We start from the raw sequence: 22,745 nt of genomic DNA on the forward strand, positions 1-22,745 counted from the left end.
AATGGGCGCCTTCCCGGAGCCATTCCTGCCGACGACTGATTTTTACATCCACGGCCGTCCCTACATGGCGCAGTTGGCCGCAGGGATCAGGGAGGTGACCCCTAACAATCCGCTGGGTGTCAATGTTATTCTCATACCTCGGCTTAAGGGCGGCTGAACAGCTCGTCCGGACTGCAAATCGTCCCTAAAGCTTTTCCTCTATTGCCCATAACTTTGAGCGCTCTGGTTAGCCCGGCTGATCGGCGAAATCTTGAGCCGAAAGAATCACTTGTGATTCCTTGCCGAGCATCTGGCTCGCGAGGGGGAGCTTCTATGAGGCCGACATTAAGGGATCAATCGACAAGAGGCAGTTTGCGGCTTCTGGGCGTTGAACGTTGGATTGATCGAAAGATTCGTGGATATGAATGTAGGGACGCGCCGCCCCGGCAACGTTAGGTAGTCCTGGCCACTCCTACGCCGGTGGTGTTGGTCGACGGAGGCGAAGCTGTGCGGATCATCGAGGAGAGTTTCGAGCTGGGCGAGACGGTGTCGGCAGTAGCCTGGCGCAACGGCGTGGCGCTCGACTTGAACGAGTTACGCTAGCGTCAGCTCCGCACCATACGCAAGAAACTCGAAGACAATCACAATAGAACAAAGCTTCCGGTTCCTTTGGGCGGCTCGATCGATGTAGTCCAGCCCAATTCTCCTTCCCCCAGAGTCCATTCCGGCGTCTCTCCGGGCGCCAATTCCAGCTGTAGATCCCATGCCAAAGGCTCGCGGAGAATGACGTTAATGAAATGGCAGAGGGTGACGTAGGTCTCGCAACTGGGCAGCAGTGATCGAAACTGCTGCTGGTTGACCGGGCCGAGGCAAAGCCGGAATTTGCCCACCATGTCCGGCATGGTTTCGCCAGCAAGGGTGTCAACGCCGAGTTCAAGACCTGACCGGCCAAGGCGCCACTGTGCCTGCGGTGGAATGTCGATCTCGCGCCAGATGAATTCTTCGACTCGGGCTGAAATGTTCAGATGGCTAGAAATGACGCCGGCCACAAGCTTGGCCGACCGGCTGCACAATGCAAGGACACCGGCATGAGGCAGCAGCCGCCCCCGCCATTCCCGTTCCTTGGCCGTGTCGTCCCCGGGCATGAGCCCAAAGAGCGCACCAATCAGCATCGAGATCGCGTCGGTTGCGCCCTCCTCGAACCGCAAATGGTGGCGGTAGTACCGCCAGATCCGCGGCAGCAGGCCAATCAGACGGTGATTGAAGAAATCAAAAAAATCGCCGAGCGATCCCATACCGTCCGCGTGCATGACCCGCTCGGTGTAGAAGGGCGGCAGCGGCGAGGAGGGGCCGTGCAGCCCGAGGAAATTGACGTTTACCTCCACGCGCTCGCCGGCGGCCTTCACTCGTCTGACTTCCGCGATCTCTTCGGCAGGAAAGCCAAGCGTCGGCGCCGCGCGAAAGCGCACCGCTTCACGCTCGGGATCGTCGGTGGATCCGATCGGGGGAGCGTCGCTGAAGCGCCGCTCAAGAAGCGCAGCGAGCGCGAACAACCCGCAAGCCGAAAGCTCATCGAGCTCGGTCAGAATGGGGTGATCGATCCGATTCTCGCTGGCCATATGTAGTGTGCGTTGCTTTCCGTGCCGCGGACCGAAAACCGGTGCAGCATGTTCATGCCGGCGAAGGTCGCAAAGAAGGCGTCAAGCACCGAACCCAACAGGAACAATTCACCATCACCACCGATCTTGCTGTCGATCACGGCCAATTCGATATTTCGCATTCGGATCGGCGCGCCGCGTACCACGTGGTCAGTGTCCGTGGTCACGAACTGGTCGAGGCCTTCGAGCAACAACTCCAGGCGGCGACGCGCCTGAACGTCGTAGACCGCACGGAATTCGTAGCTGGCAAGAACGGTCCGCAGCGTATCTACGTTGACCATGGCGCCGTAATTGCGCGCCAGGTTGGCCGTCAGCCGCCGCAATAAGCCATCATTGATCGGTGGCGGCACTTCTGCAACGACCGCCGTGATGTTGGAGAACGTGACTGAGCGAGGCGTATCAGAGGTCGGGAGATCCACGCCACCAACTGGCAACCGGTCGGCGATGGGGCCGTTGGAGCAGGTCAATTGCAGGGATGCGACGTCGATCGGCGGATGCTGGCCGATGTCGAGCCGATCAACGAAGCTCACATAATGATCGATGCCCCGGCCGACCACCGCTGGCCGGATACGCTCGCGAAAGTAAGCTCGATTGCGCTCGGCGCCGGGCAGGTCGTGGCGCAAAAGCTCGAATGGCTCGAACTCGGTGCGTTCAGGCCGGCCTTGCACATAGCCGGTCACACGATCGACGGAACGGATGGAAAAGTTCGGCCCTCCCGACGCAAGCACGCGGTATTCGGTCTTCGCCCGCTTGAAGCGAATCGGCAAGGCCTCGTGGCTGAAGACGTTGATTGCCGGCGTGCAGTTCAAGCAAATCTGGCCCTTGCCCAGGCGCATCTGCGCGGGGAACGGGCGCAGAAACTCGAGGCTGAGCCTGCACTCAGTCTCCGTGTGGGCTGTGAGCGGCTCGAGACCAGACAGTTCGACATAAAGAAATTTCGACGGATAGCTCAGATACTCCTGAATGATCCTGAATCCTGAGAAGGCGTTGCGTGGCCAGGGCAAAACTGCCTCGTCGTCGCTGAGGCCAACTGGCGTGATCTGTGCTGGGCCGATTGTGGCGACCTGTCGATCCGTCACGGTGACAGTTGCTTGCGAGACGTGACGGCCCAGCCAGGCCAGAAGGCAGCGCCCCACTTGCGGCTCTCGCTCGGTCGAGAAGAAGAGGCGGAGCCGACCATTTTTGAGACATGACAGGTTTTGCTGGCCAGTTGCTTTGATACCCAGAGTAAGGCGAGCGGAGTTCGTCCGGTTCTCGAGCTGAACGTCATTGATCTCCAGCGGCAGCACGTCAATTGAGTAGCAGGTGACAAACGTGCAGCTCGTTCCTTCAACTGGACGCGAGCGGACGCTCGTGCCGGCCGGCACGCTCAGGCTCGCGGCGCTCGCCGACGACTTCAAGGCAAAGGCCAGAGTTGTAACGGGCGGCAGGGCTTGAAGATATTGCGGCCATACCATCCGCAACAGACCATGGACGAATTCGGGAAACTCGTCGTCGAGCTTTTGCCGCAGCCGCGCGACAAGGAAGGCGAAGCCTTCGAGCAACCGCTCGACGTCGGGATCAGTGGCATCCCGGCCGAGAAAGGGCCCAAGCTTCGGATTGGCTAAAGCGAAGTCGGCGCCGAGCTCGCGCAAATAGGACAGCTCATCCTCGTAATAGGGATTAATGGCCACCGCCGCCTCAGCCCCTCACCCGAACGTGCTTCTCGAAAATGGCATCGAAGGAGACAGGCTCAATGTGGTCGTTATAATCGAGCGTCGCGTTGACCTGGAATCTGAGCTGCAGCGGGTTGTCGGGATCAGCATGAAAGCGGATCAAAACATTCTTCAAGCGCGGCTCAAACGCCTCGATCTGCTGCTTGAGCGAACGGGCGAGCGCCCGCACCGCCTCGGCTCCCCGCCCGCCCGCCTCGTTGAGGTCGGGCATCCCGAAGTCCGGCCGTGTTTCGCAGCAGCCCTGCCGCGAGTTTAGAACCCGACGTAAGTTCTCCAGGACACTTGCTCGGAAACGGTCGAACGACCCCTGATTGGTCGCCGTCCCGTCCTCCAAGCGCTCCATAAGGCTACGATCGAACATGACCCACCACCTTTATTGCTTGTCAAGTTTACCTTTGAGCGTCAAAGCAAAATCCGCGCCCATGTACTTCAAGTGTGGTACGACGGCGATGCCGACGCGATACCAGCCCGGTTCACCTTCGACGTCCTCGACAATGATCTCCGCCTTTCGCAAAGGCCGCCGCGAGCGCACCTCTGCCGACGGATTCTCCTGATCGGCGACATACTGGCGGATCCAGTTGTTCAACTCGCCCTGCAACTCTTCCCTGCTTTTCCACGAGCCGATATTCTCGCGCTGCAACACTTTGATGTAGTGTGCGAAACGATTGATGATGAACATATAGGGTAGCTGGCTGCCGAGCTTGTAGTTGAGCTCGGCCGCCTTGCCTTCCTGACTGTTCCCGAAATATTTCGGCTTCTGTACCGAATTTGCCGAGAAGAAAGCGGCATTGTCGGCGCCCTTGCGCATGGTCAGCGCGATGAAGCCCTGCTCGGCAAGTTCGAACTCACGCCGATCCGAGATGAGAACCTCCGTCGGCACCTTGGTCTGCAATTGCCCCATCGCCTCATAGGTATGCAGATTGAGGTCCTCGACCGCCCCGCCCGACTGAGGGCCGATGATGTTCGGGCACCAGCGATATTTGGCGAAGCTTTCGGTCAGCCGCGTCGCAAACGCAAATGCGGCATTGCCCCACAGGTAGTTGTTGGTTTTGCCGTCTGAGGCCTCCTGGTAATTGAACGCCTTCAGCGGGACCGTCTCTGGGCCATAAGGCAAGCGCAGCAGGAAGCGCGGGAGCGTCAGAGCGAAATAGCGAGCGTCTTCGCTTTCGCGGAACGATGCCCACTTGGCGTATTTGGGTCCCTCGAACACCGATTGCAGGTCCTTCAGACCCGCGATCTCCTCATGACGTTCGACGCCGAACATGTCGGGTGCAGCAGAGGCGATGACTGGCGCATGCGACATGGCGGCGACTGCGCTCATGTACCGCATCAGCTTAACATCCTGGCTGCCACTGCCAAACTCGTAGGCCGATATCATGGCAGCGACGGGTTGGCCGCCGAATTGGCCGTACTCTGCGGTGTAAACTTGCTTGTACAGGCCGGACTTGACGATCTCAGGGCTGTCCTCGAAATCGGTGAGCAGTTCGTCCTTGCTGACGCTGAGGATTTCCACCTTGATGTTCTGACGAAAATCAGTGCGGTCGACCATGAACTTAAGCCCGCGCCAGGCCGACTCGAGCCGCTGGAACTCATCCGTGTGCAGCACATCGTCGAGCTGAGCCGAGATTTTGCCGTCGATCTCCGCGATCATCTGATCGACGAGCGCGTTGTTGACCTGCTCGTCGGCCCGGCTCGGTTTGATGAGCTCGGCGAGGAAAGCTGCGACGCCCCGGCGGGCGAGATCGTACTCCTCGTCGCGCGGGGTGATCCTGGTTTCGATAAGGACCTGATCCAGCAGCGAAAGGTCAGTGGTCGAGGTGGCGACTTCGGCCAGCTGCTGCGCACTTGTGTCGGTCATGGTGACCTCGTCCTCAAAACAATTGGTTGATCCGCTCACTCGCTCTTGCTGGTGAGCTCGCTCAAGAGCCGCGGCCGCGCGCCGTGGTCCTCGAGCAGATTCTGGATGGCTTTGCGGAAACTAGGCACGTTGCCGAGCGGGCTCTTCAGGGCGATCAGGGCTGCGCGCAATTCGGTCAGGGCACGCAATTCAGGGATTTGCTGCGCGACGCGCTCGGGTTCGAAGTCCTTCAGGCTCTCAAACGTCAGCGACACCGATAGCTTGCCGGCCCCGGGCTGGTCCTCGAGCCTATTCTCAGCGGAGACATGAAGAGTCAGTTCCTGGCTCTTGAGAACCTCGTTAAAATTGTCTTTGTCGATATTGACGAGCTCGCGCGCCTCGATCGGGCGGTCATCAACCCGTCCGGTGAAGTCGCCCAGAACCAACAATTTGAGCGGCAGCTCGACATCCTCCTTCAGGTTGCCGGTTGCCGGCTTGAAGCGGATATTGATGCGCTCCTTCGGAGCGACCGAGCTTTCCTGTGCCATATGAGCTCCTGTTGAGACTTCGTTCCGGTACTAGATCAGTTGGCGATCAAGCTGGCTCGCGCGTGCGATGTCGATGCCTGCGACCCGCATTCGGATCTGCTCGAGCGCGGCGCGACGGCGAGGCTCGTCAATCATCTGCTGCGAATCGGAATGGGTCATCGCGCGAAAGCGCAATTCGGCGACATCGAGCGCGAGCGCAGGCTCCCAGCTTTCAAGGTTGCGCTCGGCAATGACCTCTTCCATGTGCTCCAGCAGCGGGATGGCGGTCGTGATGAAGCCGGTTTTGATGCAGAAACGCGCTTGTGCAAGCTGGCCGACGAACCGCGCGCGGCCTCCGGTCGCGCCATTCTGCGCTTGCGACAGCTTCTCAAGTGCAGCCTGCGGCTGCCCGCCGCCGATCAGCCTGTGTGCCTCGGCAACCGCTTCGTCGACAGGATCACAGCCCGTCGATACGTCCACACCACCCACGGCGGCCCAAGCACGAGTGTCCTCGTCCGCGAACGGCCGGCCGTCGTTGAACTGACACTCCAGAATTCGCGGATAGCGTGTGACCAGCAGGGCGACGCCCGCGCGCACCGCCGCGGCCGCTGGCTCAAAGAGCGGTCCCATTTTCTCCAGCGCCCTGGCAGCATGCCGGTGAGCGTCAAGCCAGAATGGTGCCGTCCAGACGATCTCTTCGGCCAGATTCACGACGTCGGCATGCTGACCGGCGGCCATCTTTGCTTCCAAAGCGGCGATATTGTCGGCGGGTGGAAATATTGTCGTGCGGCCCTCTGTATCGGGCGGCAGCGCATCAAAGCGCAGCCAAGAGCCGAGGCGTTTGAGCAGATAGGCCTTTGGGTCTGTGGGCGATGTGACGCGCCGGGCGGCCGCAGCCTGCCGCAGCATATCAGGCAAGTGGTCGATAACGCCGGCCCGGTCGCCGTAGGAAGGAGCCGGTAGCGATACCCCCGCCGCTGCCGGTTGAACCTCGTCAACCGGCGAAGCGGACACTGCCGGTGCGGGCGCAACCTCATCGGCATCTTCCGCCGCCTCAGACGCACGTTCGGCCGCCGCGGCGATCGCTTGCTTGGCCCGTTCGTGATGCGGTTTGAGCGCCCTCAATAACTCGCCCAAAGCGGTCTGCTCATTGACCAGCTTCTCGCGCAATTGGCGATCGAGATCATCAAGCGCCTCATAGGCGGCGAGCACTGCCGGATACTCGGTTTCGATCGGCGCGTTCTCTGCGACCGCTGGCTCAACACGACCAACGAGCCAATCGATCGCTCCGGCCCGCGCCCGTTCCCGCTTGATCGGCGGAAAGAGCCCCTCCCAATGCGCGTCCACCATGCCGCGCAAAACGCCTAAGCCGACAGCAAGGCCCTGGTATCCTCCGGTCCGAAACAAACCATAGGTCGCCCAACAGGCGACCAAAATGTCCTTTGACTGGTTGGCCAGGATATGGAGCGACAATGTACTGACCTTGCTCCAATCGACCGCAGCCGGTCCGTCGGCATCCATGTGCCGCACCTCGGCTTCGAGTCGTTCGAATTCGGCCGTATCACGGACATTCATGCCGGCGGCCGCGGAGCCTGGCACAGGCGCAGCACCGTGGCGCGCACGCGAATTTATATCGTCTCGAACCATCACCCAGTAGTCAATCACTATGACACAGCCATACGCGACCGCGCATTGTGACGGATCGCGACATTGGGACAGCCAACATCGTACCCGCCGCATACAACAAGCTGAGATGCAACACTCTTGTAAGCCACCACTGTCCCTCCTTGCACAGGCGTACTGGATGACGCCCCTGTTTCACTCTCACCTCCTTCAAACCTTGTGCCAATTGCAACGGCTTGATTTGCAGCAGCGATTTTCTCAATCGGAGGCGTCTGGCCCCGACAGCATGTTGCAAACCCGACATCAAAGGCGGTGGCTGTTGGGTCGGCTTCGTTATTGGCTATTGGCCTCAAGGAGCCTTGGGCTCAGGCAAACCGCGTCGCGCGCGCTCGCCTCGCTAAACGTCGAAAGAAGATGAGGCGAGGATCTTCAATTCGGTGCGTCGATGGATCGTCGTTGGAACATCTCATGTCGCACGCGACTTTAAGCGCACTTCCGACTTGAGATGCAGCCAGTATTGAGAAAATGATGAGCGATGGTGAGTTCTGGATAATCAAAGACCTCCCGATCCGGAGTTGATGCGACTGAGCGCAAGGACAAGCCCCTGGTTGAAGCCGGTTCTTCGGCCGTCGAGGCTCACCGAGGCATCAGGTCGGTCCGGGAGCGGATGCGCTCTGAACCGGAGGATTTGGGGACGTCTTCAGTTGGCGCGGATCGTGGTGCGCCAAGCCGCGAAGGACATGAGGCGCGTTCCGGCGAAGAGCCCCGGTCGGGTCATCGATCACCAGTTGGGCCGTCCGCGCGCGACCCGGAAGTCAGATCCGGCGCTACCACCGCTAAGTCGATCCCGGAGAGCCTGCCGATCGGCGACGAGGTTGTCGAGGTGAAGCGGCTCGCCATCAGGCCGCTGTCCTTCCGCCAATCGAGCAGCCAGCCTCCGTGTGGCGTCCACCACAAAGACGCCGCAATCATAACCGTTCCCCTGCTGGGTTATGCGGGCGGTCTCGAGGCGAGCGCCCAGCTTGACTGCAAGCTGTTTTGCCCCGGCGCTGTGAGAAGATTTCCGGGAGGAGTCGTAGTGATAGGCAACGATCCCTTCCGGCTTGCGGCGATCAACGAGGAGCAGCGACCAATGCGTACCGTCGCTACTGACACCGCCATTGTTCACTGGCACGAACAGGAAGCTAGCGGTATCGTTACCATCCTCGTCATTGACGATCCCCTGCAAGGTTTCCTGCTGGACGTTCTTGTCCTGGGTCAAACCCAGCAGATGGGCTTGTGCGGGCCGCAGAAGCCGCGTGCAGGCGGCCAGATCCGTATTGTCCCTCTGCAACTCCCCCTCGAGCAGTGTGTAATCCGCCGTGATATGCTCGTCACCCAGCCACTCCGTGCGGCGGAGCAGCAGCGCAGGCTGCACTGGGATGCTCGATGCGAAGGCCGGTTTATCCGGTTGATCCAGACGGCCGGACGATTTTTCGCGACGACTTCCTCGGAGGGCTTTGCTAAAGGCTGACTTAAAACACGTCCACAGTCCACCGCCTTTGGCATCCTTCGTCGGCATCGCAGACGTCGCAGCCCTGATCGATGGCGATGTCTTTCCCATATAACCCGGGAAGCCTTCGATGCCTGCCCCTACGGGCTCGTGAGATTCGAGTCCAAGTCCAGGGATGAGCGTGACGCCAAGTCCTCCCGGACTGTTTGGGGTCGCCTCCCTTGTTCCTTGCCCCAACTTCGTTGTGTAAGGCCGACCATGGATGTAAAAATGTGTTCCCGACTGGAGCGGTGACGTCGGCAGGAGGCCTTTTCTGTTCAGTGAACCGATCAAAACATCGGGGGCCGATTGGCAACCATGCTCCCACCCCAATCCGACGATATGTGTGAAGTCTTCCGCATGTGGGAAGTCCTCCGCCGGCACGCCGGCCTGTGTGTCGACTGCGCGGTGTGACAACTGGGCCGGCAGGTCCAAGTGGCTCCAAGCCGCGTTGGATCCATGAGGCCCCGGTCGCTCAAGATGGCCGGAGGTCGCGGGGATGGCCCGGCCGCTTGCAGACTGCGATGGCGACATTGGCTGTGCCCTCCCAAAGGTCCCATCCGCCGCGATTGGTTAAATTGAAGGCGGCATAGTCTCCGCGGCAATCAACTTCGAACATCCGGCGCTGGAGCGCCGGATTGGAGTCCACACCATGCCGAGCACTATCAACGTCAGTGATCGCCGGTGGGTGGTCTGCGTGCGATAAGGAATGAGCTCTCGGAGTTCATAGCCGCGGATACCCTCGGTCGAAGCTTGTGATGCAATTGGAGCGGCGACCGTAGGACGCACTTTGTCACTTTGGCCGCACCGGCTTCTTTGAGCTGAATCAACTCACAGAATACGAAAATATACATAGCGCCGATTCGAGGCCGCGCCTTCAAAGGTCGCACCCGTACATTTCGCTCACGCAAGCCTCACTTTTCCGAACGGGTAGAGACGCCTCAATTCAGGAGCGCCATGTTAGGTAAGTCGAGACCATGTCGCGTCCACCTGCGAAGCCGCCAGCAAGACCTGGTCCTTCAACTCGCGATGACGTTCCTCACCAGTACTGGCATGAAGCCAGCCATGCTTGACAGTCGCCAACGCTTTCGAGCAACTGAATTGAAGCAGCTCGCGGAGGTGAGCCAGAGGTCTTCGGGAAGAGCCACTGGCGAATACTTTGTTAGCCGGCATGATTTTGCGCAAGCTCCGCCTGGGCCGGAGATCCGCCAACTTCGCCTGAAAAGAAGCCTGTCCCCGGAAACTAGCGGATCGATGTGGTATTCGGGCGCTCCCGAAGCTCCGCCGAAGATGCCGCCGAACGTCGGGGGCTCGGTCGGTGGCACTTTCCCGGCCCAACCGGAGACAAGGGTGAGCTGTTCGCGCAACGGTAAACCAGTCCCGTGCAATTGAAGAATTTGGTTAGGCGCAGCGACGCGGGTCTGAGATTCCACACTCCACCGCGTGCGTCATGAGCACAGGCCGAGGTAGGAAGACGCCAACTATCATCGGTAACCCGAACCGGTGATCGCGATATCCTCGGTACCAAGACTGAGATGGTGAAGACAGCCAAGCGGCCGGCGAAACGACCAGGCAGAGGACGCAATGGTTCTCGCGGAATGGAAGCATTCCGCAGCTAAAAAACCGGCGACACCGCCGACATCGCGGGTTGTATCCGCGAATCCTTGCGCGCCGGCTGGCGCTATCTCACGCGGACCCGCGATCTGCAGATCGTGCAGTATGAACTCACCTTGTACGCGCTCCGGCGCGACGATGCGGCCGGGCTCGCGGGCTACCAGTATGATGCCTACGTCAAACTCTATCAGGACATCCTGCAAGGCGTTGCTGCGCGAACCGGCGAGCTCGATGCAAGGGGGTGCGCCGATCTCTCACGGTTCATGCTGGCCGGCATAGACGGGTTACTGCTGCAGGAGCTGGCGAAGCCCAACAAGGTCCGGTCCTCGCGGGAAATCGAGGTGCTGATCGCAGCGACGCAAGCCTTCGCCGTCGATCTGTCTGGCATCCGCGAGAAGCCGCGGGAAAGTAAGCTACTAACGGATTAGTCGCCAAGATGGTCGGAGCCGCGTTAGAGGCGCGTCTGATGCGTCCGCAATGACCGCGAATGGCTCAAAGGATGATCCCTTACGCGCGTTTTCCCATCGGCACCACGTTTCCATCACTCCGCGGCACCACGGACACGACTGCCGCCCTTGCGAGGTCTTCCAAGGCGGTCGCAATGTATTTCGCGTAGTGCCGCTCGATCATCTTGACTGAAGTGTTGTGCAGTTTGGCGACCTGTTGGATGGCAAGCCCTTTCGGAGACCGCGCACGATGCTCGAGTGCCGCAAAGCATAGGGAATCACTTGCGGCATACCGGCGCGCTAACGAAACCTCGGTTCGAATTCCTCCTCATGGACTCACGTCCTGTTTCGCCGCTTCGCGGGGTGTCACGTCTGCAATCTCCACCCTCAGTCGTTCATCGCAAGACACCAGGAAAGTTCCTCTGCCGGCATCCGCGAGATAGTCGTCTTCCGCTCCTCAGACGACGAACTGTTTCCCGTATCAAGGAACCTTCGCTTTTACCTATGCCCTGCTTTGTCCGACAGACAGATAGACCTCGCGCCGGTCGATATGATCGATATCGTGAAGTCGTCCGGATGAGACATTAAAAGCGAGATGGATTTGCACGTGCAGGACAAAGTAAAGCACGAGGGGATCGCTTCCGCGCAATCGATGCGCGCGTTTTTGTCGAAACTTGCCGACGCCGGCGAACTCGTCACCATGCCCGAGGCATTAGATCTCAAATACGATATCGCCGCCTTCCTCGCTGAGGCAAAAGACGGTCCGGCGATCAAAATTCGCCGAGGTTAGAGGCCGCGGTGCCGCTGCGATGCCTATCGTCGGCAATTTGGGGACGCGGCCGCCGCTGCCGCGAAGCTCCGCGGGATGATCACGAAAGAGGTGCTGAGCGTCGAGGGACGCCCAAAATTCTCGACGAGCCTCGAAGGCTACTACTCGATGGCCATGCATGTGATGGTGTGGTTTGGGCGTTGGCAGGACATCATCGAAGCGTCCATGCCCGGCGAACCAGACCTCTACCCCGTTCGGCCATGCATCACTACGAAAATGCGGTCGCTCATGCGACGCTGAAGCAATTCCCCGAAGCCCTCGCCTAACGCGCATCCTGCCTAGAGTCGCTTGGACGAATATCGCCGCAGCGAAAGGTCTTCAACAACAGGCCGCAGCATCCTGTCGTGCCGCCGCGTGACTATCCAGAGCTCCCGCGAAGGCGGGACATGATCCAAAACGCAGATGTCGAGGCGATCATCTGGCCTTCCGATGAAATGCGGAAGCAAGGCGACGCCCGCATCCTGTCGGGCGGCCTCGGCGTGGCCCAGGTAATTGTTCGTCCGAAAGGAGATTCGAGCGCGAGAAAACTGTCTAATCAGCCGTGCCGCATCGGGAACATACGCGCTCGCTTCGTCGAAACGGACGAAGACCGGGGATTCCTTTTCCCGATGAGCTTCCGCCATTTAGCCGAAGCGTAGAAGCGAACCCAAGGGTCACGAGACGTGTCGCGATCAAATCGCCGTCCTGCGGCCGCCCGAACCGCAACACGATGTTGGTCTCTCTCCAAACTGACGGAACGGAGGTCCGAGGCGAGGTCGATGTCCAGGCCTGGACGCCGAGCCGGCAGCTTCGGAAGGATCGCCACAAAGAGCCCAATGCTGCTCCGTCCCGCACGCGAGGATATGACAACCGACTGCTCGAAGGCCTCGAACCGCAAGCGGTTGCCATTGTTAAAAAACGAACAGCGACTGCGCGCTGTTGAAGGATAGCGCGCAGAGCCTGTAGGGGCTACTCGATGGACACATCATTGGAATGGAACAACGGGTCATGAGCAGCAATATTGAAGATAAGGTTGTCGTTATCATGGGGGGAGCCGGCGGTATCGGCTCCGAAACCGCGCGGGAAGCGGAGTGTACAGCGCTGCCTGGGGACACTTTCGATTGCGGCTTTTCATGGCAAGCGCTGTACCGTACCGAGGTGCATAGCACGGTGGTGTGGGAGAAATTCAAAGCTTTGCGCCAGGCGCGGATTTGGCGACACGGCGGCTGTGGGGCAGCGCCTAAGGACCCGCCAGCGGTCTGCCGCAAGACAACAACAGCTTTCATTCTGTCACGGAGAGTCTCGAAGCAACGAGTTCGCCCTTCGTAATCATGCTGCGCTGACTGCGACATTGCGGCGGGGCAACACCCCATCCCATTTCATGGGCAACGTAAGAGGCCCTCGGAAGGCCCAGCCGCCGATGCGCACGGACTCCTCGTCGGCAAGCCGGAGGTTTCTCAGCCGAGAAAAGATCGTCGGCAGCGCGACATCCGTGACCATCGCCCGCGACGCCCACGCGCCGGCGCAGAAATGAGGTCCCGCGCCAAAGGCGACGCTTTTTGACGCGTCGCGGCGGATATCGAACTGGTCCGGATCATTGAAATATCTTTCGTCGCGGTTGGCGGACCCGAACATCAGGAAAACGCGATCGTCGACCTCGAACGCAACGTCCCGAATTGTCCAAGGTTTTGCAATCCGGCGCGGCGACATCCCGATGGGCGAGATCCAGCGCGCATATTCCTCGAACGTCTGAAGCCATGGAATTTGTCCGCTACGCGCCAGCTCGAGCTGATCGGGATGGGTGAGCAGCGCCCAGACAGTGCCGGCGATCGCGTCGCGCGGTTCGTTTTGTCCACCGCTGATTGCGAGCTTGATGTTCGCCCGCACGCTCGCCATCGGCATTCCAGATGCGACCATCACGCCAAGCAAGCTCTTATCCGCGCGCTTGGTGATAACGGGGAGCATGTCGTCAATTGCCGCATCGATGCCGCCGGTTGCCGCATGGCAACGCGCCTCAACTGCGGGATCGCCGATGTAATTCGCGATCCCGTCGATCATGCCTTGGGACCAAGCATTCATGTCCTGGTAGCGCATGTTCGTAAGGCCAGTGATAGACTTCAGGCATTCCGCGGAGAAGGGCAGCGCGAACTGCTGAATGAAGTCAATGGACGTCGAGAAGGAGGGCAGCTCGTCGATAATGCGATCGGCATGTGCCTGGAACTGGGCGATCCAATGGGACGCCACGGCTTTCGGCGAAATGGCGGGAAAGAAGACCTTGCGCTCCGATAGGTGCGCCTCGCCGTCCTTGCGCATCATATTGTGGCCCATCAGCTTGGTCATCAGCCCATCCGGCTGTTCAGAGCTGAACACGTCGATCTGCTTCTCGGAAACGAAGATGTCATCGCGGCTGGACAGCAGCGTGCTCCCAAGCTGGGGCACATAGGCGATCGGCGCCTCTTTCCGCAGTTTGGCCAGGGTGGGGTAGGGATCGTTCCAGAATGCAGGGACGTCAATGTCTATATGGGGAGCGGTGCTCACGATGTGGCCCTCGGTTTTCTAGGCGTAAGCGTAGGATCGGGAGCTCTGAACGTCTGTCCCTGTAGAATGGGACAAAACCGAAGCTAACTCAATTGAGACGGTGCGGCGAGGCCAGCAGACGCAGCACAATTGTAAACAGTTCGTTTTGAGCGGAAATGCCGAGCTTCCGGTAGGCGCGCTTTCGATAAGTGAATGTCGACTGCAGGCTGATTCCCAAGTCGACGGAGATCGCCTCGGAGGTGAAGCCCGAGAGAATACGCAGGCACACCTCCTTTTCGCAGTGGGTCAGCCGCCTCAGCGGGTCGCAAGTCGAGAACAGAAGTTCAAGCTTGTCGAAGGGGTTATGGTCTGACGGGCTCTGTGCTTGGAAATGACGCGCCACGGCCGCACCCAAGGCAGGTGCGATGCTGCTGAGCCGCTCGACTTGTTGAGGGCTGAAGCGGCCCTGCTCAGCCCGCTCTTTCATTTGTGAGCCATACGGCCGTTCTTCTAACCGCACGGGAGTTTCGCCTCGGATGCCGAGTTAAGGGAGGCAGCCCAGGCGAACGAGAGAAGCCGGTCAAGCCCCACATCATGGCGAAGCAGCGGGCAAGGATCGGAAGACCCCAATTTGCTGATGAGGAGCTTCAGGAATTCCGGTCCCGGACCGCGCTGTGACATCAAAAGCGGTTCGTGCCTCAGTTCGCCCCAGTGAACGACATCACGATCTGTCAGCGGATGGTTCTCGGGGAGGGCGGCGACGACACGTTCGCTCCAGACCGATAATGACCTGTCGCTCCACCTTGGATTGGGCTCGGCCACGACGGCGACGTCAATGGCGGAACCGGCGAGGTCGGAAATCAGGTGGTTGCTCGATCCGTCGACCAGATGCGTATCGACATCGGGGAAGCGGCGCCGGTGGTCGAGGAGGGTGGCCCGGAGATTGCCGGCTGAGAGTGAGGCGTGGATGCCGATGGTCAATCGACCGCTCTCGCCTCGCGAGCGGGCCTTGAGGCGAGCGACGGTCGCTTCAGCATCATCCACGATGCGTCGGGCCGCATCGAGGAACTCCTGACCTTCAATGGTTGGTTGCGTGCCGCTATTGGTGCGCTCGAAAAGAGTGACACCCAACTTGTATTCGAGGTCCCGCAGACGACGACTAAGAGTCGGCTGCTTGATTCTGAGCGTCTCTGCCGCTTGGCGAAGGCTTCGGTGTTGGGAAGCGGTGATCGCCCAGCGTAGATCTCGAAATTCCACAGGCACGGTGGAAGCCCTATGGCGAGTTGCCGTTGACCAGGTTTGAACGGGTCATTTCAGTTGCTTGCACTACTTCACATCCTCCGATCCGGCCTTGGCGGTCGCTCCCAAAGCTCTGCGTATCTCTGTCCCTCACTCCATCGATGTAGTGGCCGTTATTTCGTCAGTGAGGACTGCTCATGATGCCGCTTGCCTGACGGTAGGCCCGCAGCGCATCGATGAAACGCTCACCAGCGACATTCAACGACCCACTATTGTCTATGTGCAGCACATCCTTTCCGATCGGATTCAGGTTGCTTCGCGCAAGCCGCTGCTTCAATGATGCTTCGTTTTCTCGTCCGCGTTCTGTTAGGCGCTTGGACAAGATCTCAACCGGTGCAGTGACATTAATGACCCGAAGTTGCGGGTAGCGCCGACGGGCCAGGGGCAGGATCCCCGGGAGCCGTTGGCGACCACGGCTATGCCGCGATCAAGCTGGTCTTCGACTGCGGCAGGAATCCCGTAGAAGAGCCCATGCGACTCCCAATGCAGGGCGAACGCGTCGGCGCTGGCTCGGCGTTGGAATTCGTTGATATCGACAGGTTCGTGATCCTCGCCAATGGAAGGAGGCTTGGTGATGATCCGGCTGGCAAAATGAAAATTGGCATCGGACCCTAACTGTGCGCGGGCAAAATCGATCAGAGTGTCCTTGCCCGCCCCGCTGGGGCCAACAACGAGAACCAGGTGGCCGCGCGCAGAGGTCATCGGCTCATACGGCCTCGACGAGGATGCGGCTCCTCAAGGCGAACTGCGACCGCACGACGAAATCTGCGCTGGAATGCTCCTGAACAAAGAGGGAAACAGCATCGATAGTGTAGTCTTCGAAGAGCAACGGTCCGAAGACCGCTTCCAACCCTTTCCGCACGTCGGGCCGACTTTCGGCGGGAACACGATCGGTCAGGGTCATGTGGAAGCGAAAGCGATCAAAGACATAAGGATAACCCCATAGCACGAGATGGGTGGTCTCAATCTCGTCGAGTGGGCTGCGCAAACGCCGTTGAAACTCATCCTGGCTCAAGGGTGCCCGGAAACGATCCAACTCCTCAACGATGTGCGAGGCAAAGCTACGCAGAGTGGGCATCGAGCTCACAGGAATCAGAGCGAAGAAACTGCCGAGCAGATCAATCTTCAGGGGGCCGATTGGGCAGGGGGGCCAAGCTGCCACGAACGTGCGGAGCGCTCGCTCCAGTTCTTCGACCGAATAATCCTGCCGCAGCCGGAACGGCGCCTTGAGCGTTGCATGGAACCCGTAGTGGCGGGCCGTGCTAGTCAGCGTCCCGCGAGCCAAGTCCGTACCAGTGGCAGCGAGTCCTGCGGCGGCGGTGTGCGAGCCTCGAGCAAACGCGTCACGCCCGAGCCAGCTTTTCGCCGCCACCGTCAGCGGATGTTCCGGTGCCGGCGTGTAGTAGATCGCGTAACGGGGCGAGCACGGTTCGGGCATTATCCGACGGGCTCCGCCGCTGTGTTAGTGCGCCGAGACATGCGAACGGGCGACCGGCCCACCTCGAATAGGCGGCCGGCCACAGCCTCGCGCACCTCCTCATCATGGAAAATGCCGACGATGGCAGCCCCGCGCGCCTTGGCCTCGTTGATCAGCTCAACCACGCTCTGGCGGTTGGCGGCGTCGAGCGAAGCTGTCGGCTCGTCGAGGAGCAGGACCGGGTAGTCGACCATGAAGCCGCGGGCGATATTGACGCGCTGCTGCTCACCGCCGGAGAAGGTGGCAGGCGCCAGAGACCACAGCCGCTTAGGGATATTGAGGCGGGCGAGCAGCGCCTTCGCCTTCGTATGCGCTTCATCTGCCGGAATACCAATGGCGATCACCTGTCCGGTGACGATGTCGATGGTGGCGACGCGCGGGACGACGCGTAGGAATTGGCTGACGTAGCCGATCGTCCGGCGCCGCACCTCGATCACTTCCCAAGGCTCGGCGCTGACAAGGTCGATCGATTCGTCGCCATGTTGTACGACGACGTGCCCGGCGTCCGGCTTGTAGTTGGCGTAAAGCGAGCGCAGCAAGGTCGACTTGCTGGCCCCGGAGGGACCATGCAGGCAGACGCACTCTCCCGCGCGGACCTCGAGCGAGAGGTCGTCGAAGACCGCGATCTCTGCGCCGCCCTGGGTATGAAGCGTGAATGTCTTGGAAAGGCCGACGACGCTGACGAGGATGGTCATGACCAGTGTCTTTCCTTAGACCTGCAGGACGGAAGAGACGAGTAGTTGCGTATAGGGGTGGTGAGGATCATCGAGCACCTGGTCGGTGCTCAATCACTCGACCGCGCTGCATCACCATCGACGGATAATAACCGAGCTCCTGCCATTGCTGGTCATGAACGAACCGGTCCAGCTGCACGGGGCAGCGACTTCTCACATCCGAACATTTCTTCGGTTTTTGTATTGGGCCGGCCACCATGACCAGGATCTCGCCCACGTTGTCCCAGGGACGCCCCATTGGCGTTTGGCGCATTTGCCGCCGCGCCTTGCATGGGATGACGTTCGGCGCGCAATCGATGCGGTCGGCGCAACGACGCCGGTCGACATCCGCGATCGAGCCGTCCTGTTGCTGCTCGCCACCACGGGTATGCGCAACGGCGAGCTACGCGCCATTCAGCTGCAGGATATCGACTGCCGAACTGGCGAGGTTTTTGTCCGGCGCACCAAGGGCAAGCGTGATCGGGGGGCGCCGCTCCTCGAGGAGACCGGCGCCGCGCTCGCCGACTACATCCTGCGCGCTCGACCGAAGGTGGATAGTCCTGTTCCTATCCTTCACGCCGCCCGTGTTCAAGTACGCATCACCTGTTTCGAGGATCGTGCGGAAGCGGTTGCGGCATGGCGGAGTCGAACCCGGGCGGGTTGGAGGTGCGCATTTCCTACGCCACAGCCTTGCTACCCAGCTCGTCAGGCAGCGAAGGCAGATCAACGAGGTCGCCGATCTTTTCGGGCACCGGAGCATCAACACAACAGCGCTGTACGTAAAGGTCGCGGCTTCGCAGCTCGCCGAGGTCGCACTCCCCTTTCCGGGAGGCGTCGCATGACCGTGTTTGCCCGGTTTCTCGGCGAGAAGGCCGAGCGTTACATCGAACTGCGCCACTCCCTCGGCTACACCTTCAGTAAGCAAGCTGGCAAGTGGCGGGCTTTGGTCCTCTACGTTGAGCGCGCTTAGGTCAATGGGCCCGCCGCCCGGACGATGGCGCTGGACTTCGTCCTGTCGTTGGGCGGCGCCGCCAACGGTCGCGCCACTCGTCACGGCGTGCTCCGCCGATTCTACGAGTATCTGGCCGTCTATGACGCGCGAACCGAAGCCTTGGGGCGCAGAGCTTTCGCCAGATCCAGGGCGATTCCGCCGCCCCGTATCCTCAGCGAGGCTGAGTTGGCGTCGCTCATCGACGCATGCGACCGCATTTTGCCAGGGATCCCTCGCAAGGGGCGGACGATGGCGATGGTGATCGGATTGTTGGCGAGTTCGGGACTACGATCGGGCGAAGTGATCAGGCTTGATCGTTCTGACGTCGATCTGGCCAGTGGGATTCTCCTTGTTCGGAAGACGAAGTTCCGCAAGGACCGTCTCGTCCCAGTTCACACCACGACCCAAACAGCCCTTCGTCAATATGTGCGTGGCGGCAATGACGTGCCGCTACCGTCCGACCGAGCGGGCCTTAACGGCGGGGGTGGAAATATCGCGCTTCGGCACGGGCAAGCTCGTCGTACTTCAACAATTCGAAGACCTCGTCGAGCGTCGCAACGTCTGGTTCAATGCCAGCAATGCTTTCGTCGGCAAGAATGCGACCGCAGACCCGCCGCGTTGCCGCTATTGCAGCGCGCATGGAGTGGTTGGCCCAGATCACTGTGGAGATGCCAGCATCACGGTATGCCGAGACAGGGGTTCGATAGTATTTCGTTGGAACGATCGCAACAGGCAGGCGATGTTGCCAAGCAGTCGAAAAGGAGAGGATCTCCTCCGCGGTACTCTTGCGCGAGTGAATGAGAATCGCATCGGCCCCCGCCGCGGCGTAGGCGCTGGCGCGCACAATCGCTTCGTCGATTCCATGACCGGCTATCAGCGCTTCGATCCGCGCCACCAGGACTAACTCTTCCGCGACTGTATCTTTCACAGCCCGCAGTCGGCCGGAAAATTCATCAATATCTGCCAAAGGATGCCGATCGCCAACAAACGAGTTCATCTTCGGAAAACAGCTGTCCTCCAGCGCAATCCCGGCAGCGCCACGCTGCCGAAGTTTGCGTGCCAAAAGGCGCGCATTGTTGAAGTTACCGAAGCCGCCATCGCCGTCAACGAGCACAGGCAATTCGGTCGAGTCGACTATTCGCTCGACGACGTCGACGAGTTGACTCCATGACGCTTCGTTGGCATCGCGGTAGCCGAGAGAGCTGGCAATGGACAGGCCTGACGCCCAGAGGCCCTTGAAGCCTGCGCGTTTGGCAATCGCCCCGGAAAGCGCATCATGAGCCTCCATCAGGAACGAAAGGGTGCTCCGGGAGCAAATCTCAGCGCGCAGCATTTGCGAAAGTAAGGGGCCTGCACGTCGTTCAATGACATTAGCGACCGCCGATTTTGGTTGATGTTGCATGCCGCCTCCTTGCACGAGCGTTTGACTTGTCGGGCGTTCAGCACGTGCTTGCGCCAGCTGTCGTTGACGAGGGAATTCGGGCAATCCCACGGCTCGATCAGCAGGTGACATGAATTTGTCATTCTGATCATTACCAACGTTAGTAGTTGACCGAGGGGCATCGTGTTCTATCGTTGACTGGCGGAAAGTGGAAGAGCGCTCGCGTTTGAGGTCTCGACTTACTCCTGGTATTGCCTGGCGTGATTGAGGCAAATCGGGTGGTAGTATCCCGGTGGACGCTGCGCTCGTTCACGTTCCTTACTCGGATAGTATCACACGCTGATGCAGAAGATGATTTGATGATGGCTGCGAGGCGCACGTTCAAACCGATCGCCTCGGCGTCCCTGCGGTGAAGGACAACCCGCAGTATTCGATGTGGCGCAGTTCTGGATGGGCGGCCGCCGGATATCAAGGCGCAAGCAAAGGGCCCCGTGCAGCGAGTGTTGAAATGAACGCGACCCCAGATAATGTGATCAACACGCTGAGCTCGATGAGCGACTATGTGGTCATGTCCAAAAAGGCGTTTCCAAACGAGGCGTCGCCAGTCACCTTTCACAACTTCGCGCGGGCGATCGATGCCTTTGAAGCGATTCTCATTACGCCCGCAGCCCCTTTCGATCAGGACCTTGAAGGCGATACAAATGCTCTGGATGATCGGCAGAACGCAGGATTGAAGCTATTCATGGAAACAGGATGCTCCTCCTGTCACAATGGAATCAACGTCGGCGGAAGAAAGGATGGCGCAGACAGTCGGGCGTCCGCCAGCGGCCAAGTGCCGCTAAAGAGCCGAACATATGACCGCACCGTCATCTCTTGTTAACCAGGGAAAATCTCGCAGCCCGGGCCGTTCCACATATGGGGCAGACCCATGCGTCTGCGCCGATTCACATTTTGGACGAAGTTGTCCCGCGCCGTGCTGAATGAAAAGCACGACAGGCTCAAACTTAGACGGCATATCGAGGAAGGCAACGCGTAGGTGTATATAGAAGAAAAGAACAAATGGGGGTTGTGCGCCTCGAGAGAGAGGTTTATCGGCAAAGCGCGACCTTTCTGAAGCGACATGGAGACGGCGGTGCATCAAGAAAACTGGAGACTCACGAGATGGATGGCTTTGGCCGGCCTTGGGCTGCTACTGGCGGCACCCGCGCAGGCGCAAACTATCTGGATGTGGAACAACCAATACGGCTCGGTTCTGGCGGTCAACAGCTACAACCAGAGCACGGGCGCCATTTCCGGCACCTATACGAATAACGCGACGAATAGCTGCGACGAAGGCGCCCCTCAGCCGATGACGGGCTGGCTTGCCCAGACCAATAGCGGCACAGCGATCAGCTTTACAGTCAACTTCGGGGGCTGCGGCTCAACGACCGTGTGGACGGGACAGCTCAACGCCGCATCGGGTTTTCAAGGGCTTTGGCTCCTTTCGCTCGCCGAGCCCGTGGTATGGAATGGGATCAGTGCCGGCGCGGACACTTTCACGTTCAGCAGCGGCGACAAGTCGAAATTGATATCCGCTGGTCAAGGGACGGCCAAGGATGGGCCAGGCGAGAAACTCTCCAACACGAAAAACCGCAAATAGCGCCACCTTTGGCGTGACGACGTTCAGCGTCGTCACGCTGACATTACCGAATGGATCCGGTTTTGCGCCGAAGGCGCGTTACAATCATGGTGGCAGTACACTCTTAGAATACTCGACAAGTGCCAGGGGCATTTGCCGGTGCTTTCGAAGATGAGCGCCATTAAGCATGCTGCCCTCCGCTGTACGGCTCGATCTGAATGGTTGCCGCGTTTTCTGGATGACGGCGGGGAGGATCGGTGCGTGCCAGCACGGCTCTGAGAGCTTCTCGCCATTTTTGAATGTGCCGACCCATGGCTCGCCCACGGCGGCGCTTTCAGGTACGAACGATCGGTCAGGTCGAATGGTCGAATAATAGCGCAAGCCGGAGTGCAGCTCCCTGTCATGATGAGGGGAGCGCGAACTGGCGTTCACTTCCATAATCGTTCTTCGCACAACCGTTCACCTGATTGCAGCGTCATCGCGAGCTATCGCTCAACTTTGCTGACGGCGTGGCCGGTCAGCTGGCGGCGGTTGGCGGTTGACTGGGCTAGAGACGGAATGTCACGCCGAGATCGAGATTTTGGCAATCGATTCTAACCATCGAGACGACCCCCGCCCTTCTGCGCGGCCGCAAGCAATTTGACACCTCGGCACCCGAAGATGAACCGACGGGACACCGATGAGAATGCCCGGCTGCGTCTGGCGGAAAATACAATCGCACCGGCGGTTGATTTGGTTGTGGGGGGCTCCTTTAGGCATTGCCTGGGCGATCAGGCGATAGGTCCTGATCTTTGCGGTCGCATGCTGATGTCAGTTGTCCATATGCAGTAAGCAGGGGGCCATCGCCGCATTGTATTGGCATCGAACGAGCGAGCGAACTAGACAGCCGGGGGGAGTTGATCGTTTGCAGCGACAGTTCCGCGGTCCGACGTCGCATTTCCATGTCAACTGCCGTTGTCAGGAGCCTCGGATGCGTTGGCGATAGTGGCTCCCCCGCATATGCAAGCGAGC

At 59.8% G+C, this 22,745-nt stretch carries 23 protein-coding genes and 5 pseudogenes; 9 read left to right on the forward strand and 19 right to left on the reverse strand.

Annotated elements, in window-relative coordinates:
* Window positions 1–620 precede the first annotated feature (620 nt).
* The 7 genes from tssG to ACP2YO_RS14255 form a co-directional block, all read right to left on the reverse strand.
* Window positions 621–1,598, reverse strand: coding sequence for a type VI secretion system baseplate subunit TssG (gene tssG, locus ACP2YO_RS14225; RefSeq protein ID WP_426441395.1), 978 nt, complete (start codon window positions 1,596–1,598; stop codon window positions 621–623).
* The gene (gene tssF, locus ACP2YO_RS14230) at window positions 1,562–3,310 is read right to left on the reverse strand and encodes a type VI secretion system baseplate subunit TssF (RefSeq protein WP_426441396.1); all 1,749 of its coding nucleotides are present in this window, start codon (window positions 3,308–3,310) and stop codon (window positions 1,562–1,564) included. Before tssF ends, tssG begins: the two co-directional genes overlap by 37 nt.
* Window positions 3,311–3,317: 7 nt before the next feature.
* On the reverse strand, window positions 3,318–3,713 hold the full coding sequence (tssE, locus tag ACP2YO_RS14235; protein ID WP_426441397.1) for a type VI secretion system baseplate subunit TssE: 396 nt from the start codon (window positions 3,711–3,713) through the stop codon (window positions 3,318–3,320).
* 12 nt (window positions 3,714–3,725) lie between these two features.
* Entirely contained in the window at window positions 3,726–5,210 is a 1,485-nt protein-coding gene (tssC, locus tag ACP2YO_RS14240; protein ID WP_426441398.1) for a type VI secretion system contractile sheath large subunit, read from the reverse strand.
* Between the two features lie 35 nt (window positions 5,211–5,245).
* Window positions 5,246–5,737: a type VI secretion system contractile sheath small subunit gene (tssB, locus tag ACP2YO_RS14245; protein WP_426441399.1), complete on the reverse strand. Its 492-nt coding sequence runs from the start codon at window positions 5,735–5,737 to the stop codon at window positions 5,246–5,248.
* A 30-nt stretch (window positions 5,738–5,767) separates the two neighbouring features.
* Window positions 5,768–7,291 carry a type VI secretion system protein TssA gene (gene tssA, locus ACP2YO_RS14250; protein ID WP_426441400.1) on the reverse strand — a complete coding sequence of 508 codons (1,524 nt, stop codon included), beginning with the start codon at window positions 7,289–7,291 and terminating at the stop codon, window positions 5,768–5,770.
* Between the two features lie 829 nt (window positions 7,292–8,120).
* Complete coding sequence (locus ACP2YO_RS14255; protein WP_426441401.1) at window positions 8,121–8,900, reverse strand: Ulp1 family isopeptidase; 780 nt, start codon at window positions 8,898–8,900, stop codon at window positions 8,121–8,123.
* 1,634 nt (window positions 8,901–10,534) lie between these two features.
* Here ACP2YO_RS14255 and ACP2YO_RS14260 point away from each other — a divergent pair.
* Window positions 10,535–10,912: a hypothetical protein gene (locus ACP2YO_RS14260; RefSeq protein WP_426441402.1), complete on the forward strand. Its 378-nt coding sequence runs from the start codon at window positions 10,535–10,537 to the stop codon at window positions 10,910–10,912.
* A gap of 79 nt (window positions 10,913–10,991) precedes the next feature.
* Here the strand turns inward: ACP2YO_RS14260 and ACP2YO_RS14265 are convergent.
* A pseudogene (locus ACP2YO_RS14265) lies at window positions 10,992–11,230 on the reverse strand (tyrosine-type recombinase/integrase); the annotation flags it as partial.
* 295 nt (window positions 11,231–11,525) lie between these two features.
* Here ACP2YO_RS14265 and ACP2YO_RS14270 point away from each other — a divergent pair.
* Window positions 11,526–11,720 (forward strand): hypothetical protein, encoded by a 195-nt coding sequence (locus ACP2YO_RS14270; protein WP_426441403.1) that lies wholly within the window; start codon window positions 11,526–11,528, stop codon window positions 11,718–11,720.
* Between the two features lie 75 nt (window positions 11,721–11,795).
* Window positions 11,796–11,999: a hypothetical protein gene (locus ACP2YO_RS14275; RefSeq protein WP_426441404.1), complete on the forward strand. Its 204-nt coding sequence runs from the start codon at window positions 11,796–11,798 to the stop codon at window positions 11,997–11,999.
* Window positions 12,000–12,037: 38 nt separating this feature from the next.
* Here the strand turns inward: ACP2YO_RS14275 and ACP2YO_RS14280 are convergent, their stop codons facing one another.
* Window positions 12,038–12,247, reverse strand: a complete 210-nt coding sequence (locus ACP2YO_RS14280; protein WP_426443186.1) for a hypothetical protein — start codon at window positions 12,245–12,247, stop codon at window positions 12,038–12,040.
* Between ACP2YO_RS14280 and ACP2YO_RS14285 the strand changes: the two genes are divergently transcribed.
* Window positions 12,146–12,397, forward strand: coding sequence for a hypothetical protein (locus tag ACP2YO_RS14285; RefSeq protein WP_426443554.1), 252 nt, complete (start codon window positions 12,146–12,148; stop codon window positions 12,395–12,397). The genes ACP2YO_RS14280 and ACP2YO_RS14285 overlap by 102 nt on opposite strands.
* 670 nt (window positions 12,398–13,067) lie before the next feature.
* Here the strand turns inward: ACP2YO_RS14285 and ACP2YO_RS14290 are convergent.
* From ACP2YO_RS14290 to phnK, 9 genes and pseudogenes are all read right to left on the reverse strand, one after another.
* Complete coding sequence (locus ACP2YO_RS14290; protein WP_426441405.1) at window positions 13,068–14,276, reverse strand: cytochrome P450; 1,209 nt, start codon at window positions 14,274–14,276, stop codon at window positions 13,068–13,070.
* Window positions 14,277–14,364: 88 nt separating this feature from the next.
* Window positions 14,365–14,742 (reverse strand): helix-turn-helix transcriptional regulator, encoded by a 378-nt coding sequence (locus ACP2YO_RS14295; RefSeq protein WP_426441406.1) that lies wholly within the window; start codon window positions 14,740–14,742, stop codon window positions 14,365–14,367.
* Window positions 14,743–14,765: 23 nt separating this feature from the next.
* On the reverse strand, window positions 14,766–15,386 hold the full coding sequence (locus ACP2YO_RS14300) for a LysR family transcriptional regulator (protein ID WP_426443187.1): 621 nt from the start codon (window positions 15,384–15,386) through the stop codon (window positions 14,766–14,768).
* Window positions 15,387–15,518 (reverse strand): annotated as a pseudogene (locus tag ACP2YO_RS14305) (helix-turn-helix domain-containing protein); the annotation flags it as partial.
* Window positions 15,519–15,675: 157 nt separating this feature from the next.
* A complete protein-coding gene (locus tag ACP2YO_RS14310; protein WP_426441407.1) occupies window positions 15,676–15,831 on the reverse strand; it encodes a hypothetical protein in 156 nt (51 codons plus the stop codon).
* A gap of 29 nt (window positions 15,832–15,860) precedes the next feature.
* On the reverse strand, window positions 15,861–16,256 hold the full coding sequence (locus tag ACP2YO_RS14315; protein ID WP_426441408.1) for a hypothetical protein: 396 nt from the start codon (window positions 16,254–16,256) through the stop codon (window positions 15,861–15,863).
* A 4-nt stretch (window positions 16,257–16,260) separates the two neighbouring features.
* Window positions 16,261–16,992 (reverse strand): DUF1045 domain-containing protein, encoded by a 732-nt coding sequence (locus tag ACP2YO_RS14320; RefSeq protein WP_426441409.1) that lies wholly within the window; start codon window positions 16,990–16,992, stop codon window positions 16,261–16,263.
* Window positions 16,992–17,726, reverse strand: a complete 735-nt coding sequence (gene phnL / locus ACP2YO_RS14325; protein WP_426441410.1) for a phosphonate C-P lyase system protein PhnL — start codon at window positions 17,724–17,726, stop codon at window positions 16,992–16,994. Before phnL ends, ACP2YO_RS14320 begins: the two co-directional genes overlap by 1 nt.
* Window positions 17,727–17,741: 15 nt before the next feature.
* Window positions 17,742–17,847, reverse strand: a pseudogene (gene phnK, locus ACP2YO_RS14330) (phosphonate C-P lyase system protein PhnK); the annotation flags it as partial.
* 33 nt (window positions 17,848–17,880) lie between these two features.
* Here phnK and ACP2YO_RS14335 point away from each other — a divergent pair.
* The 3 genes and pseudogenes from ACP2YO_RS14335 to ACP2YO_RS14345 all read left to right on the forward strand — a co-directional run.
* Window positions 17,881–18,225 (forward strand): annotated as a pseudogene (locus ACP2YO_RS14335) (tyrosine-type recombinase/integrase); the annotation flags it as partial.
* A gap of 136 nt (window positions 18,226–18,361) precedes the next feature.
* Window positions 18,362–18,586, forward strand: coding sequence for a tyrosine-type recombinase/integrase (locus tag ACP2YO_RS14340; protein ID WP_426443188.1), 225 nt, complete (start codon window positions 18,362–18,364; stop codon window positions 18,584–18,586).
* Window positions 18,587–18,738: 152 nt separating this feature from the next.
* A pseudogene (locus ACP2YO_RS14345) lies at window positions 18,739–19,110 on the forward strand (tyrosine-type recombinase/integrase); the annotation flags it as partial.
* A 97-nt stretch (window positions 19,111–19,207) separates the two neighbouring features.
* Here ACP2YO_RS14345 and aepX read toward each other — a convergent pair.
* Entirely contained in the window at window positions 19,208–20,068 is an 861-nt protein-coding gene (aepX, locus tag ACP2YO_RS14350) for a phosphoenolpyruvate mutase (RefSeq protein WP_426443189.1), read from the reverse strand.
* Between the two features lie 457 nt (window positions 20,069–20,525).
* On the opposite strand from aepX, the gene ACP2YO_RS14355 reads away from it, so the two are divergent.
* Window positions 20,526–20,996, forward strand: coding sequence for a cytochrome-c peroxidase (locus ACP2YO_RS14355; RefSeq protein WP_426441411.1), 471 nt, complete (start codon window positions 20,526–20,528; stop codon window positions 20,994–20,996).
* Window positions 20,997–21,281: 285 nt separating this feature from the next.
* Window positions 21,282–21,755 (forward strand): avidin/streptavidin family protein, encoded by a 474-nt coding sequence (locus tag ACP2YO_RS14360; RefSeq protein WP_426441412.1) that lies wholly within the window; start codon window positions 21,282–21,284, stop codon window positions 21,753–21,755.
* The last annotated feature ends 990 nt before the right edge of the window (window positions 21,756–22,745 follow it).

The sequence above is a fragment of the Bradyrhizobium genosp. P genome (genome assembly GCF_049949265.1).
Classification (GTDB): domain Bacteria; phylum Pseudomonadota; class Alphaproteobacteria; order Rhizobiales; family Xanthobacteraceae; genus Bradyrhizobium.

What these genes read in the sequence shown, in the direction of transcription:
- phnL (WP_426441410.1), bottom strand. Translation starts at nt 17,726, where the DNA reads ATGACCATCCTCGTCAGCGTCGTCGGCCTTTCCAAGACATTCACGCTT.
- ACP2YO_RS14315 (WP_426441408.1), bottom strand. Translation starts at nt 16,256, where the DNA reads ATGACCTCTGCGCGCGGCCACCTGGTTCTCGTTGTTGGCCCCAGCGGG.
- tssA (WP_426441400.1), bottom strand. Translation starts at nt 7,291, where the DNA reads ATGAATGTCCGTGATACGGCCGAATTCGAACGACTCGAAGCCGAGGTG.
- ACP2YO_RS14295 (WP_426441406.1), bottom strand. Translation starts at nt 14,742, where the DNA reads ATGAAAGAGCGGGCTGAGCAGGGCCGCTTCAGCCCTCAACAAGTCGAG.
- ACP2YO_RS14255 (WP_426441401.1), bottom strand. Translation starts at nt 8,900, where the DNA reads ATGCCGACGAAGGATGCCAAAGGCGGTGGACTGTGGACGTGTTTTAAG.
- ACP2YO_RS14360 (WP_426441412.1), top strand. Translation starts at nt 21,282, where the DNA reads ATGGCTTTGGCCGGCCTTGGGCTGCTACTGGCGGCACCCGCGCAGGCG.
- tssC (WP_426441398.1), bottom strand. Translation starts at nt 5,210, where the DNA reads ATGACCGACACAAGTGCGCAGCAGCTGGCCGAAGTCGCCACCTCGACC.
- ACP2YO_RS14275 (WP_426441404.1), top strand. Translation starts at nt 11,796, where the DNA reads ATGATCACGAAAGAGGTGCTGAGCGTCGAGGGACGCCCAAAATTCTCG.
- ACP2YO_RS14285 (WP_426443554.1), top strand. Translation starts at nt 12,146, where the DNA reads ATGATCCAAAACGCAGATGTCGAGGCGATCATCTGGCCTTCCGATGAA.
- tssB (WP_426441399.1), bottom strand. Translation starts at nt 5,737, where the DNA reads ATGGCACAGGAAAGCTCGGTCGCTCCGAAGGAGCGCATCAATATCCGC.
- ACP2YO_RS14320 (WP_426441409.1), bottom strand. Translation starts at nt 16,992, where the DNA reads ATGCCCGAACCGTGCTCGCCCCGTTACGCGATCTACTACACGCCGGCA.
- tssG (WP_426441395.1), bottom strand. Translation starts at nt 1,598, where the DNA reads ATGGCCAGCGAGAATCGGATCGATCACCCCATTCTGACCGAGCTCGAT.
- ACP2YO_RS14270 (WP_426441403.1), top strand. Translation starts at nt 11,526, where the DNA reads ATGGATTTGCACGTGCAGGACAAAGTAAAGCACGAGGGGATCGCTTCC.
- aepX (WP_426443189.1), bottom strand. Translation starts at nt 20,068, where the DNA reads ATGCTGCGCGCTGAGATTTGCTCCCGGAGCACCCTTTCGTTCCTGATG.
- tssE (WP_426441397.1), bottom strand. Translation starts at nt 3,713, where the DNA reads ATGTTCGATCGTAGCCTTATGGAGCGCTTGGAGGACGGGACGGCGACC.